This is a genomic window from Mesobacillus maritimus, from assembly GCF_044803185.1.
Taxonomy (GTDB): Bacteria; Bacillota; Bacilli; order Bacillales; family Cytobacillaceae; genus Mesobacillus_B; species Mesobacillus_B maritimus_B.
Genome location: NZ_CP085225.1, coordinates 2,317,898 through 2,331,105, shown reverse-complemented (window position 1 = coordinate 2,331,105; position 13,208 = coordinate 2,317,898). Strand labels below are relative to the sequence as shown.

17 protein-coding genes are annotated in these 13,208 nt (G+C 38.7%); 6 read left to right on the top strand and 11 right to left on the bottom strand.

The window, feature by feature from the left end; genetic code table 11:
• Positions 1 to 48: 48 nt before the first annotated feature.
• Positions 49 to 327, bottom strand: a complete 279-nt coding sequence (locus LG336_RS11150; RefSeq protein ID WP_404332596.1) for a hypothetical protein — start codon at positions 325 to 327, stop codon at positions 49 to 51.
• A 40-nt stretch (positions 328 to 367) separates the two neighbouring features.
• Positions 368 to 1,612: an MFS transporter gene (locus LG336_RS11145; protein ID WP_404332595.1), complete on the bottom strand. Its 1,245-nt coding sequence runs from the start codon at positions 1,610 to 1,612 to the stop codon at positions 368 to 370.
• Positions 1,613 to 1,778: 166 nt separating this feature from the next.
• On the opposite strand from LG336_RS11145, the gene LG336_RS11140 reads away from it, so the two are divergent.
• Genes LG336_RS11140 through cysC form a run of 5 tightly spaced genes read left to right on the top strand, consistent with a single transcriptional unit; the run spans position 1,779 to position 5,585 of the window.
• Positions 1,779 to 2,564 (top strand): phosphosulfolactate synthase, encoded by a 786-nt coding sequence (locus tag LG336_RS11140; RefSeq protein WP_404332594.1) that lies wholly within the window; start codon positions 1,779 to 1,781, stop codon positions 2,562 to 2,564.
• The gene (locus tag LG336_RS11135) at positions 2,530 to 3,069 is read left to right on the top strand and encodes a histidine phosphatase family protein (protein ID WP_404332593.1); all 540 of its coding nucleotides are present in this window, start codon (positions 2,530 to 2,532) and stop codon (positions 3,067 to 3,069) included. Before LG336_RS11140 ends, LG336_RS11135 begins: the two co-directional genes overlap by 35 nt.
• Before the next feature lie 15 nt (positions 3,070 to 3,084).
• Positions 3,085 to 3,795 (top strand): phosphoadenylyl-sulfate reductase, encoded by a 711-nt coding sequence (locus LG336_RS11130; RefSeq protein WP_404332592.1) that lies wholly within the window; start codon positions 3,085 to 3,087, stop codon positions 3,793 to 3,795.
• Positions 3,796 to 3,824: 29 nt separating this feature from the next.
• Positions 3,825 to 4,973: a sulfate adenylyltransferase gene (gene sat, locus LG336_RS11125; protein WP_404332591.1), complete on the top strand. Its 1,149-nt coding sequence runs from the start codon at positions 3,825 to 3,827 to the stop codon at positions 4,971 to 4,973.
• A 12-nt stretch (positions 4,974 to 4,985) separates the two neighbouring features.
• Complete coding sequence (cysC, locus tag LG336_RS11120) at positions 4,986 to 5,585, top strand: adenylyl-sulfate kinase (protein ID WP_404332590.1); 600 nt, start codon at positions 4,986 to 4,988, stop codon at positions 5,583 to 5,585.
• 12 nt (positions 5,586 to 5,597) lie between these two features.
• On the opposite strand, the gene LG336_RS11115 is transcribed toward cysC, so the two are convergent.
• From LG336_RS11115 to LG336_RS11090, 6 genes are all read right to left on the bottom strand, one after another.
• Positions 5,598 to 6,215, bottom strand: a complete 618-nt coding sequence (locus LG336_RS11115) for a YitT family protein (RefSeq protein WP_404332589.1) — start codon at positions 6,213 to 6,215, stop codon at positions 5,598 to 5,600.
• 173 nt (positions 6,216 to 6,388) lie between these two features.
• Positions 6,389 to 7,051: an NAD(P)-binding protein gene (locus tag LG336_RS11110; RefSeq protein WP_404332588.1), complete on the bottom strand. Its 663-nt coding sequence runs from the start codon at positions 7,049 to 7,051 to the stop codon at positions 6,389 to 6,391.
• Positions 7,052 to 7,120: 69 nt separating this feature from the next.
• A complete protein-coding gene (locus LG336_RS11105) occupies positions 7,121 to 7,918 on the bottom strand; it encodes an ABC transporter permease subunit (protein ID WP_404332587.1) in 798 nt (265 codons plus the stop codon).
• Positions 7,919 to 7,932: 14 nt separating this feature from the next.
• Positions 7,933 to 8,730 carry an ABC transporter permease subunit gene (locus LG336_RS11100; RefSeq protein WP_404332586.1) on the bottom strand — a complete coding sequence of 266 codons (798 nt, stop codon included), beginning with the start codon at positions 8,728 to 8,730 and terminating at the stop codon, positions 7,933 to 7,935.
• A 4-nt stretch (positions 8,731 to 8,734) separates the two neighbouring features.
• Entirely contained in the window at positions 8,735 to 9,619 is an 885-nt protein-coding gene (locus LG336_RS11095; RefSeq protein WP_404332585.1) for an ABC transporter ATP-binding protein, read from the bottom strand.
• Positions 9,620 to 9,639: 20 nt separating this feature from the next.
• Positions 9,640 to 10,263 carry a TetR/AcrR family transcriptional regulator gene (locus tag LG336_RS11090; RefSeq protein WP_404332584.1) on the bottom strand — a complete coding sequence of 208 codons (624 nt, stop codon included), beginning with the start codon at positions 10,261 to 10,263 and terminating at the stop codon, positions 9,640 to 9,642.
• A 153-nt stretch (positions 10,264 to 10,416) separates the two neighbouring features.
• Between LG336_RS11090 and LG336_RS11085 the strand changes: the two genes are divergently transcribed.
• Entirely contained in the window at positions 10,417 to 10,899 is a 483-nt protein-coding gene (locus LG336_RS11085; protein WP_404332583.1) for a hypothetical protein, read from the top strand.
• Positions 10,900 to 10,953: 54 nt separating this feature from the next.
• On the opposite strand, the gene ehuA is transcribed toward LG336_RS11085, so the two are convergent.
• The 3 genes from ehuA to ehuC are packed head-to-tail and all read right to left on the bottom strand — an operon-like array spanning position 10,954 to position 13,110.
• Positions 10,954 to 11,760 carry an ectoine/hydroxyectoine ABC transporter ATP-binding protein EhuA gene (ehuA, locus tag LG336_RS11080; protein WP_404333137.1) on the bottom strand — a complete coding sequence of 269 codons (807 nt, stop codon included), beginning with the start codon at positions 11,758 to 11,760 and terminating at the stop codon, positions 10,954 to 10,956.
• Positions 11,726 to 12,457 carry an ectoine/hydroxyectoine ABC transporter permease subunit EhuD gene (gene ehuD, locus LG336_RS11075; RefSeq protein WP_404332582.1) on the bottom strand — a complete coding sequence of 244 codons (732 nt, stop codon included), beginning with the start codon at positions 12,455 to 12,457 and terminating at the stop codon, positions 11,726 to 11,728. The genes ehuA and ehuD overlap by 35 nt, the downstream gene beginning before the upstream one ends.
• Positions 12,454 to 13,110: an ectoine/hydroxyectoine ABC transporter permease subunit EhuC gene (gene ehuC, locus LG336_RS11070; protein WP_404332581.1), complete on the bottom strand. Its 657-nt coding sequence runs from the start codon at positions 13,108 to 13,110 to the stop codon at positions 12,454 to 12,456. Before ehuC ends, ehuD begins: the two co-directional genes overlap by 4 nt.
• Positions 13,111 to 13,208: the final 98 nt, after the last annotated feature.

Below are 13,208 nucleotides of genomic sequence, written 5' to 3'. Positions count from 1 at the left end.
TGAAGCAAAAACAAGCCCATTGAGTCTGAGCTTGTTTGAGATTGTTTATTATTCTTCTTTCTCTTTTAGGTTAATCTTTTTACATCCGACATATAGACAAGAAAGAATGTCTAAACCTGGTTTTGCTTTTGATAAGCCTTTTATATAAGGAGTAACTAAATCTTTAAAATCAGCTCCAACGCCTTCTTCCTCTAAAATTCCATACACAAATAGTTTTTTCTCATCAAATAGAAATGCAACATTTCCAACGGCTTTATTATCTGAATCCACTACATTTAACACTTGGTATTCTGGGGTAATGACTTCTGGTGAAAAATAGATTTGCATTTATATCCACTCCTTTACAATCTGGCTTCACGGTTCTTAATTATGTTAATTGTAATTTTTCAAATAAAGTATCCTGATTCTCTGAAGGTTTTGCTTTTTTTACATGAATAAGCATCATACACAATAAGGCAACCAATAAAGTTAAACCTGCTGTTATGAGAAACATTCCTGTGCGATTCCACGCCATTAGGGCTCCATAAATGGGAGGACCAATGGCAACGCCTAAAAATCGTACTGAACCATACAAGGACGTAACAAACCCTCTCCGGTCGGTCGGAACTGAGCCAGTGATAAAGCTATTAATACATGGTAACGCTAATCCGGTTCCGATACTGCTGACAACAAGTACAGCAAAGAACGGGACTAGGTTTTTAAATAAAACCAAAGAGGCAAAAGATGCTGTCATGAGAAGAAGGCCAATAATAATTAACGATTTCATCAGACCCATCTTTTTACCAATCTTGCTCCCGGTAATATAAGATGTTGTTGTCATAAATAGGAGTGGAATCGCCAGGATTGCCCCTTTTAAAACACCATCAATTTTATAGCTCGTTTCAAGAATATCTGATATATAAAATAAGATCCCAAATAACGTAAACAAGCAAGTGGCCCCTGTCAAATAGGCGGCAAATAACCACCTTCCCTCGGTTTTAAACACTGATACTAGGCCCCTTACATATTGGCCAACAGGTGGAGGTTCTTTTTCTTTTTTCTTTTCTTTGATAAAAATAATTGTTAATAACACTGAAAGTCCACAGAAAATCGGAAAAGCAAAAAATGCTGCGTACCAGAATAAAAGCGCTAGCAATGAGCCGATAATTGGACTGATAACCTTGCCAAATCCATTCGAGGCTTCAACTAGGCCAAGTACTTGGCTTTGCTCTCCCCCTTTAAACAGATCACCGGCTAAAGCCATGGCAATAGGGGCTGTTCCTGCTGCACCGATACCTTGGATAATCCTCCCTGCTAGAATCCAAGGATATGCATTGTCAAACCACGCAGCCGCGGCACCAGCCAATATCCCACCACTTCCATATAAAATAAGCGCAGGGATAATCACAGCTTTTCGTGAAAATCGATCCGATAAATAACCTAACATCGGAATGGAAATAGCTGCCGCAACGGAAAAGGCGGTAATCACTAAACTCACCTGAAACTGGGAAATTCCAAGTTCTGATTTCATTTTTGGGAGCACAGGAATTAACATCGAGTTTCCCAAAACAAGGATTAGTGGAATTGAACCGATTGCAGTTACGGTTAACCCTTTATGTTTTTGCTTTGACAATGAAAGCACACTCCTAACTGAAAGAATAAGCTTTACTATTATTTGAAGGGGCGGGAAGCTTTATTCAAGGGCAATAGCCTAATTTCAAGTAAAAATGCCTAATCCTTACACATTCGCCCAAAATTTGAATAATCTATCCTAGAAAAAAGAGGAGGGCACTTTCTCTATGGATTTTTTAAAATTACCGAAAAGAACCTCAGGAAACAGAAACTACGGATTAACTTCCATTGCCGATTTCGGAACACCAATAGGACGTTTAATAAATATATTGGACGATTACAGCCATATCATTGACATAGCAAAAATGGGAATCGGCTCAGCTTATATTACCCCCAACATTAAAAAGAAAGTGGATTTATATAAGGAACATAAGATTAAGCCATACTGCGGTGGCACTTTATTTGAAAAATGTTTTTATCAAAAGAAAATACCAGAATATCTGACATATTTGAAAACGCTAGGAATCGATTGGCTTGAGGTTTCGAACGGAACATTGGATATCCCTCTTCAAGACCGACTAAATATCATTGCACATGCTAAAGATGAATTCCACGTGATTGCGGAAGTTGGTTCAAAGGATTGTAGTATGGACATGGATATCTCTGAATGGAAGGAAGAAATGCAAATCTTTCTAGAGGCCGGGTGTGAATATGTCATCACGGAAGGTAGAGACTCCGGCACAGCGGGCATTTATCAATCCAATGGGCAAGTTAAATCAGACTTAATTGATGAGCTTGTTAAGGGAATTGATGTGAAAAAAATTATTTTTGAAGCACCCACGTCAAAGCATCAGATGTTCTTTATTAATCAAATAGGTCCTAACGTGAACCTAGGAAACGTCAAGCTAGACGATGTATTGGTTCTTGAAGCACAGCGCAATGGCCTACGGAGTGAAACCTTTTATTTGGAGGAAGCCGATGCAAATTACTTTAATCAGACACCTACCCACTGAATGGAATAACAAAACATGGCTTCAAGGGCGTAGGGATATCGAGATTTCCCCTCTTACAGACGAACATAAACAGGGCATCCTTGAAAATCAACAACTTCTAACAAAACGATCCCCTTTTGACATTGTGTTAGCAAGTTCTTTAGTTCGGACCCATCAGACAGCAAAACTTTATGGGAGGCAACCAGAAACAGAATCTTTACTAGACGAATTAGACTTTGGTCCTTTTGAAGGAAAGCCGAAAAATAAGTTAATGGAAGAAATCGGGACAGCATGGGTTGAAAATCCTATGTCTTTGATGTTAGGGGAAAATCTCGTCGATTTTGAGAGAAGGATTGTACAGTTTTTGAAGAAATATCGCCAGTACGACAATATCTTAGTGTTTGGTCATGGGTCATGGATAAGAGCCATCTCTTCTTATTGGAAATATGGCCATATAAACAATATGAATAAACTTACAGTAGCGAACAATGAATGTATTACATTAGAGTTCATGACTGTAAGGTAGAGAGGAGCGTTCACCATGTCAAAGATTACGTATGAGAACTGGAATGATGAGGTCGTAAACACGATATTGGAGAAACAATCTGATTACCTAGACATTTTAAAATGGGCCTATCAAGAGTTTAATGAAGATATTGTCTATGCCTGTAGCTTTGGGGCTGAAGGCGTTGTATTGATCGATTTAATTCATAAGGTTAATAAAGAAGCAGCCATCATTTTTCTTGATACAGGACTGCATTTTTCAGAAACCTATGAGCTGATTGACCAGGTAAAAGAAAAGTATCCTACACTCAATATCAAAATGATAAAACCTAAACTGAACTTAGAAGAACAAGCAGAGAAATACGGTGATCAGCTATGGAAAAAAGACCCCAACCTATGCTGCCAACTAAGAAAAGTAGCCCCCCTTCAGGAGGCGCTTTCTGGAGCAAAAGCTTGGATATCTGGGTTAAGACGTGAACAGTCTCCCCTTAGAAGTAAAACTCAATACATCAACAAAGACGATAAGTTCAAGAACATTAAAATATGTCCCCTCATCCATTGGAAATGGGATGAAATTCTAACATACATCGAATTAAACCAAATACCCTACAATCCTCTCCATGACCAAGGTTATCCAAGTATCGGCTGTGCCCCTTGCACTCAGCCTGTTTCTGACAATGCCGACTCCCGTGCTGGTAGATGGGCAGGTCAAGCGAAATCAGAATGCGGTCTTCATTTAAACAATTAATACACATAAGAACGAAGGAGGAACTTTTCGTGAGTAAAAGTATTCCACATGGTGGGAAATTAGTTAATCGTATTAATACGAATCTAGAAGGGAATTATTCCCTAAACAATATAGAGCTTGATACCTTAGAGTTAAGCGATTTAGAATTGATTGCAAACGGTGCATATAGCCCTTTAGAAGGGTTTATGGGGAAAGCTGATTATGAATCTGTAGTCAACAGGATGAGACTTGCAAATGGGCTTACGTGGTCTATTCCCATTACGTTAGCTGTCAGTCCTGAAAAAAAGGCAGAAATTTCAATCGGGGAAACCGTGAACCTTGTTAAAGATGGTTCAATTTACGGAACTATCCTCGTTGAAGAAATTTATGTTCCAAATAAAACGCTTGAAGCTAAGATGGTCTATCGCACAACTGAAATCGAACATCCAGGCGTAAAAAAATTGTATGATCGTTCCGAAGTCTATATTGGTGGACCCATCACCTTGGTTAAGAGGCCAGAGAAAAGTCAATTTCAAAGGTATTATTTAGACCCTTTGCAAACCAGAAAGACTTTTAAAGAACTAGGCTGGAAAACCGTTGTAGGATTTCAAACCCGAAACCCTGTTCACCGAGCGCATGAATATATTCAGAAGACGGCACTCGAAACAGTTGACGGCCTATTTTTAAACCCACTTGTGGGCGAAACAAAAGCCGATGATATTCCAAGTGATATTCGGATGAAAAGCTATGAAGTTTTACTAAAGAATTACTATCCTCGAAACCGAGTCTTTCTTTCTGTGTTCCCGGCTGCAATGCGCTATGCCGGTCCAAGAGAGGCGATTTTCCATGCCCTTGTACGCAAAAACTTTGGATGTACCCATTTTATCGTTGGTAGAGACCATGCAGGTGTTGGTGATTATTATGGAACCTATGATGCGCAAAAGATCTTTAGTCACTTTACCGAAGAAGAACTAGGAATTAAACCAATGTTCTTTGAACATAGCTTTTATTGTAAAAAATGCGAAAACATGGCTTCTGAAAAAACATGCCCACATGATAAACAAGAACATGTTATTTTATCGGGAACAAAAGTAAGAGGAATGTTAAAGAGAGGTCAGCAGCCACCAAAGGAGTTTAGTCGACCGGAAGTGGTTGAGATCTTAATTAATGGCATGCAAGAAGTCTATATCAAAAATTAAAGGGTGTCGATAATGGGAAAAAGTTCAAACATAACTTGGCATAACTCCACGATAACCAAACAAGACCGCCAGTCCCTTAATGGACATAAAAGCTGTGTACTCTGGTTTACGGGGTTATCAGGTTCTGGAAAATCAACCCTCGCAAACGCAGTCGACCATAGCCTGCATCTTGAACATTGCAAAAGCTATGTCTTAGATGGTGATAATATCAGACATGGATTGAATAAAGACCTAAGTTTTAAAAAAGAAGACCGCCAGGAGAATATCCGGAGAATTGGAGAAGTCGCAAGGTTATTTGTCGACAGTGGCCAAATCGTCACGACTGCTTTTATTTCACCGTTTAGAGAAGATCGTGATATGGTTCGAAGAATGTTTCCTGAGAACGAGTTTATAGAAGTGTTTGTAGACTGCCCGATTGACGTTTGTGAGGATCGTGATCCCAAGGGTTTATATAAGAAAGCCCGAAATGGGGAAATTCCAAACTTTACAGGGATATCCTCCCCTTATGAAGCTCCTAACCATCCAGAAATCACCATTCGAACAGATGAACTTTCAATTGGGCAATCTGTTGACAAAATCATCACCTATTTAAAAGCAAAGAAGATCCTTTAAAAAGGGTCTTCTTTATCTTCTCCGCCAATTAGCACTCATAAAGCTTGGCCTCGTAAACCTTAATTTGTGGATAAAATCAATAATATTCGTCGAAAAGAACTGACAGATAACAGCAAATATCACAATTTTATAATTGATGACGATAGAGGTTAAGAGAAAAATGAGCATATTAATCCAAAACATTACTTTACCGGGAGGCAACCTTTTATAATTTGCGACCATCATCGCGGGAATAACCATTCCACCACTTGAAGCACCAGCCTTAATAAGCAGTCCCACTCCAATCCCAAAAAGAATACTTCCCGCTGCCATATCAGGAATTAAATGGCTGCTATCGATCGAAACAAATCCTGAAACGATACTAACGGTCATGGATGTAATTCCAACAGCCAGAATGGTTCTAAACACCCATCTGAAACCAAAATATTGCAAGGCAAACAGTAAAAAAACAGCATTTGCCAACCATAGGGCAAATCCTAACGGGAGTCCAAGTAGATGATTCATAAGGAGAGCCAATCCGGCTCCTCCACCGGAAGGAATCGAATGTGGGAATAAAAATAGGGACATCGCCAAGCCTTGTAAAACAGCTCCAGACAGTAAAAGAACGTAAATCACAATCGTTCGGTACATATCAAAAAAAAGAATCCTTTACCTTCGAATAGCCCACTTTCATTCCCCCTGACAAGTTCCCTTGTCCATTTTATGTATGCTGGAGTAAGAATATGAAGGATATTCTGTTTGAGAGGATGCTACTTGGATATTGGGTATATGAGAACGCTGCATTGGATCCTTTTTTGGCCGTTTCATGCCAGGCCCTTACTGTGATTTCCCCTTCCCTTTTCATCATCCAATAAAGACAAGAATCGTTTATTTCTTTCATTTATCTGTCCGGTCCGGGTTAGCTCAAAGAACTCATCTCTTAAAAGTTCCTTAAGTACTTGTCTTCGTTTTTCGGGATTTTCTACTCGTTGTTTTACTTCATCCCGACAGGCACGTAAAAATTCTAGATATTCAGCGTATGTATCATCAAACTGTTGAGCTAAATCATTTTTGATCTTTTTTGCGAGACCTGGGCTAGATCCTGATGTAGAAACGGCGATTGTTAGGTTTCCTTGTTGGAAAGAAGATGGGACGATAAAATTGCTCTTCTCAGGATCGTCCACTAGGTTGAGCAATTGAAACTCGTTCACTGCTTCCGCGACTTGTTGATTGATTTTACGTTTATTTGTTGCTGCGATTACCAAGAAGGAACTCGTTACATCAGCCGGTTCGAACTCTTTTTTAAACCATGTTAGTTGATTATTTTCAACCCATGTCTGGATTTTTTTCGTCACAACAGGGCTAACGACTACCACATTTCCCTCAGCTTGGAGCAAGGAATTTATTTTTCTTTCTGCCACCTTTCCCCCGCCAATTACGGTTATTTTTTTTTTCTTTAATCTAATCATCACGGGGTATTCATTCATTAGACATACAACTCCTATTTTAATGAGGCACCACCCAGATAATGGATGATGCCTGGCAACGTGATTAAACTACAAGTTCAAATCTTTCTTTTCATAAAAACGATAAGTTACAATTGTAAAAGCTACAATGACAATGGCAGATAAAACCAAGTAAACCGGCTCTAAGTTTCCATTATTCAATATATGTTCTGCTTCAAAATATTTAAAGGGTGTGAAGTATTGCAGAATTTCAATTTTCTCGGTCATATTAATGAGCATGGACAGGATGAACAAAATTAGCAGGATACCAGTAGCAATGGCGGAAGCTTTTTTGGCCTTTTTATAAACAGCAGCAATGCCCGAACCAAGTAGTAAAAAAATCAGCTGCAAAATGAACAACCCAATCATAAGTAGCAGAATATCCTCCGTAACGGCTTCAGCTTCCGCATATCTTTCCACCATTATAATAGAAGAAACTAACGTCACCAAATTAAAGACCACTATATGAATGAAAGCAGTTAACAACTTCATACTAATGATCTTTGCTCTTGAAATGGGTTTGACCAGTAAAAATTCCGCCGTCTTATCCCGCTCTTCCTTCGCAATGATATTCGCACCAAGCATGACGGCGTGAATCGAAGCCATCACAATTAAATAAAGATACAATAGGCCATAGAAGCCGAGGGCTGTTGATAAATCAAACCCTGACGTGCCCATAATAGCCTGCATGGATCTAGGCATTTCTGCCATGAGCTCATTCATGGTTTGACCGGTACCATTCATGCCCGCATATTTCCCCATTCCTGCGATCACCATCACCAAAACTCCAATACTCCAAATAATAAGCGACTTAAGATTCGCCTTCATCTCCCGTATTATGATATTCATTTTCACACACCCCCTTAAATAGAATGGATATCTTTTTTTCTGTAAACTAGGAAGCTCGTAAGCACTGATACAAAAATAATGACGACTCCGACTACCAAGAACGGTGTCTCAAAACGTAAGTGTTCAATGATATAATAATCATCAACATAATTGAAGGGCGTGAGATAGCGCAAAGCTTCATCATCCGTACTTGAACTAATCATCCCAACCATAAAGAAAGCAAACACTGTACCAAGTGAAACAGCAATAACGGATTTTATCTTAGGAATTAATACAGCAAGTAACACCCCTAAGCCTAGAAAAATCAACTGTAGAAAGAGTAATGAACTTGATATCATCAGTAAGGCCTTACCACTATATTCTTCTGTTTTGACCAATGAAACAGTGCCAATTACTGCAAGAACAAAGACTAGATTTGTCAAAACTAATGAGGTTAAACTAGCCACAAGCTTTGCGGTCATTACTTGTATTCTTGTTACAGGTTTCGTAAAAAGAAACTCCGCTGTTTTATCTCTCGATTCCTTTGAAAAAATGGATAAGCCTAGGTTCATAGCCTGAATCGCACCACATAATTTAATATAAAGAAAAGCATAGGAAAAGTAGCCAAGAATAGTTGCCAACGTTTCAAATGTTAAGCCAATTGCCTTTTTTATTTCCTCTGGGAAACCCTCAAGCACCTTCATAAAGCTCTCAGCATCACGCGAAAAGGCAGGAAAAAGCGACATGAACAAGACGACGATGGCAATTAACGATAGTGTCCAAATAATCGTAGACTTCCGATAAGCTTTTAGCTCATGCAGGTACATATTCATCTGCCTACTCCTCCTTTTGATAGAAATGCATAAAAATTTCATCTAGATCCGGCTCCTCTACCCAAAGGTTCGCTATTTCAATTTCTGATATTTTTTGCATGATGTTATTGATATTGCCCCGAAAAATAAAGGAGATTGTTTTTCCCTTTACCTCTAGTTGATTCACACCATGTAGACTAAAGAAATCCTCAGGTAGCTTTGAAACTGTTTCAATCTTAAACTTTTTATAATTATTTTCTTTTAAAGTCCGAATTTTTTCGACCTGAACAATCTTACCTTCCTTAATGATTGCTACGCGGTCGCACAAACGTTGAACCTCACTTAAGATATGCGAAGAAAAGAGAATGGTAGCACCTTTTTGATTCTCTTTCTCTAGTACATCAAAGAACCTTTGTTGCATTAGTGGATCTAAGCCGCTTGTTGGTTCATCCAAAATAATTAGTTTCGGCTCGTGCAGCAACCCCTGAACAATCCCAACTTTCTTTTTGTTTCCTAAGGATAAATCATCGATTTTCCTCGTTAAATCAAGTTCCATGATGTCCGCTAATTCTTTTATTTTTTTCGTACAATCTTTTTTATAAAAACTAGCAGAATACTTCAGTAAATCGATAACCTTCATATTGTCATAGTAAAACACTTCTGAAGGCAAATACCCAATCTCTTTTTTGATTTCAGAAGCATGCTTAACCACATCTTTGCCGAAAATCGTTGCACTTCCACTAGTAGGATAAATCAGGGACAATAATAACCGAATGGTTGTTGATTTCCCTGCACCATTTGGACCGATAAATCCAAATATCTCCCCTTCTTCCACATGGAAGCTAACACCCGAAATTCCTCTAGACTTTCCATACATTTTTGTCAGATTATTGAGTTCGATTACGTTCATGATTACCCCTCCCAGGGAAACTATTGGTAAAAAGCCGTTTTCAGCATTTGAATATAGCGGTCTGCTTCAGCAAATTCTGCTGTGAAATCATTGTCACTTTGACCTGATTGTTTCACTTTCTCCATTACTTGATTGCTATAGCCTTCAAGCGTCCAAAAGACAATCTGAATTGCCCTTTTCATATCAATGTTTTCTTTGAACATCGTCGTATCAATGTTCTCAAAGATTTTGGCATAACTGCTTTGCATCAGTTCATGGTGACTGTGATCTAATTCATTTTTTATTTCGCTAGATGTTTCCCTATAAGCAGAAATAAAAAAGGTGAATATCTCAGGGTATTTTTTCATCAATTGACTTTTCAATATCATAATATTTTTCAAGCGTTCGAAGACATCTGGTTCCGCGAACTGTTCTTCATCAAAGAATTCCTTTAGCAACACGGAAATAAAATGCTCGTGTAAAAATAAATACAATTCTTTTTTATTTTTAAAGTAGTGAAACAGCAATCCTTTTGATATTCCAGCGGCTTTGACCATTGCATTCGTTGATGCATGATCATAACCTTTTTGGGCAAACTCATTCAATGCAGCATTTAGAATTCTTTGTTGTTTCTCTTCATCAAGATTAAAAAATTTGGAAGTCAATTGTTTCAACCCCCTTCCTATTCTTTTGACCACCATGGTCAATTTCATTATATTCCCATTTGACCACCACGGTCAACACAAATAATTGGTGAGTGAACTCACGACATTTTTTAGTTGGTAATGATAAGATAGGGAGAAAACTGGAGGGCCTGAATGATTACCAAATGGCTGACCGTCAATCTGTTAACGATTTTTATCATTATAATTTGGAGCACCCTGCAAGGCTATGAATCAAGCTCAATTTTTCTCAGCAAAGTCTTTGCCCAAGTAGCTTTCATACTCTTATTAATCAATCTCAATATGTATTTTATCTTTCTTCTTATCCGTAAAAGCAAATTAAGAGACGTGAAAATTAGACTTGCAAAAATTTCGAAAAGAATGATGAAATACCATGTTGCGATTGCTGTGACTGCGACAGTTCTTGTGGCTCTTCATGCGGGGATTATGTTGTATGCTCATTATGAAAATCTTTTTATAAGAAAAACCATTAGCGGAGCCTTACTTATCGGTATTTTATCTATTCTTATATTTAGTGGTTTATTGCGGAGAAGAAAGGCGACAGGAAAACGACGTAAATTCCATTTTATGATGGCTTTCGTATTCTTTGGCTTCCTGTTTTTACACATATTTTTATGAGACTTTATACAATAGAAAAGCCTGCCGAAATTTCGGCAGGCTTTTCTATCCACGTTAACCTAAGAAACGACTTAGAAACGCTTGTAGTCTTTCACTCTTAGGGTTTTCAAGAATTTCACTTGGTTTACCTTGTTCTTCAATTTGTCCATTATGCAGGAATACTACTCGGTCGGCAACATCGCGAGCGAAGTCCATTTCATGCGTGACCAGAATCATCGCCATGTCGGTCTCTTCAGCTAGGTCTTTGATAACCTCTAAGACCTCACCGACCAATTCTGGATCAAGTGCAGAGGTTACTTCATCAAAGAGCATTACCTTCGGACGCATGACCACGGCTCGAGCAATTGCCACCCTTTGCTTTTGTCCACCTGACAACTGCTCAGGATAAGCTTCTAACTTATCGCCTAATCCAACCTTATTTAACATGTCCACCGCACGTTCTGTCGCTTCCTCTTTCGATAGTCCAAGTACGTGAATCGGTGCCTCGGTAACATTTCTTAGAATTGTCATATGTGGGAATAAATTGAAATGCTGAAATACCATTCCAATGTCACTACGCAATCTTCTTAAATGTTTTTCATCAGCGGGCACAAGCTTTTCGCCCACTTTCTTATGCCATAGTGGTTCTCCTCCAATGGTAATGACGCCAGAAGTCGGTTTTTCTAGTGTCATCAACATGCGGATGATTGTCGTTTTACCGGATCCACTTGGTCCGATTAGTGCCACCTTTTCACCTGGCTGAATGTCTAAATCCAACCCTTTTAATACTTCTGTATCACCAAACTGTTTTTTCACATTTTCATATTTTACTAATGGCTGTTCTTGATCAGCCATTTGCTGATTGTTTAACTGCTTCTCCATCAGTCCCAACTACATTCATCCCTTTCTGTTTCTTATTCGCTCCATAGCCAAGCTTTGATCTCTTCTCTAACTTATTGATTAAGATAGCAGATGGATAACTTAACAATAAGAACAATAGTCCTACAATCGTAATTGGCTCTAAGTATCTAAAGTTCGCAGCCCCTATCAACTGGGCTTCTTGTAAAAACTCACCCACACCGATTGCCATTAAAATTGGCGTCTCTTTAAATAACACGAGTAAATAATTTCCCAGCATTGGGATAACAGGAGGTATTGCCTGTGGAAGGATTACTCGGAACCATGTTTGAATTTTAGTAAAGTTCATTGCTCTAGAAGCTTCCCACTGCCCCTTAGGTACGGCATCAATTCCAGAGCGGTATACTTCTGAAACGTAGGTTGCGTAATGGATTCCCAATGTCAGTATTCCAGCAAGATACTTGTTAAGCGTAATTCCAATTGCAGGCAAAGCAAAGTAGACAAAAAATAGTTGAACGAGAGGAGGTGTACTTCTTACAAACTCAATAAACCAATAGGTAATAAAGGCTAATGGCTTAAAGCTTGATCTCCTTAAAAAGGTTAAGATAAGTCCAAATGATAGCGAAACGAGATAAGCACCCAAAGTAACTCCAATAACAAGCCAAATCGTACTCGCGATATCTGGGAAAATTTCGAACGCAAACTGCCAATCCCAAGTCATGCTTTCGCCACTCCTCTCGATGCGTTTTTCTCTAGCTTACGCACGCCGAAGATTAGTGGCAACGCAATGATAAAGTAGAATAATAGTAAGACAACGAAAACTGGAAACGTATAACTAAGATTGTTGTTTTGGATAATTAACCCTTTATATGTCAGATCTGTTAACGTGATCAATGAAACAAGGGAGGTTCCCTTTAATAATTCAATCGCGTTGTTCCCAAATCCCGGAAGCATAATTCTTAGTGCTTGCGGCAAAATCACTAGTCGCATTCGTTGCCAGCGTGTCATATTTAATGCAATGGAAGCTTCCGTCTGCCCATTTGGAATGGCAAGAATAGCACTTCGTACCACTTCAGAGCCATAAGCACCGTAATTTAGACCTAAAGCCACTACTGAAGCAAGAAATGGGGAAAATTGAATCCCGAAGGCAGGTAAGGCGAAGAAAATCCAAAAGAGTTGAACCAGTAATGAAGTACCCCTAAAAAGTTCAACATAAACAGCCGTTATCTTTCTTACCACAGCAAATCTTGATAAGCGTGCCAGTCCAGCAATAAAAGCAACAGAAATCGCAAGGGCTACTGATGCAATTAGTACTTGGAGTGTTATCTTTAATCCAGGTAAAATTAAGGGGATAATCTCTCTATAGGCATCCATATGATTTTGACCACTTCCTTTTTGTTTTTATATAAAAATGTAAAAAAAGCAGGCGCTATTTAGTGCGCCTGCTACAGAGCGCCATTCTTTGTCAAAGA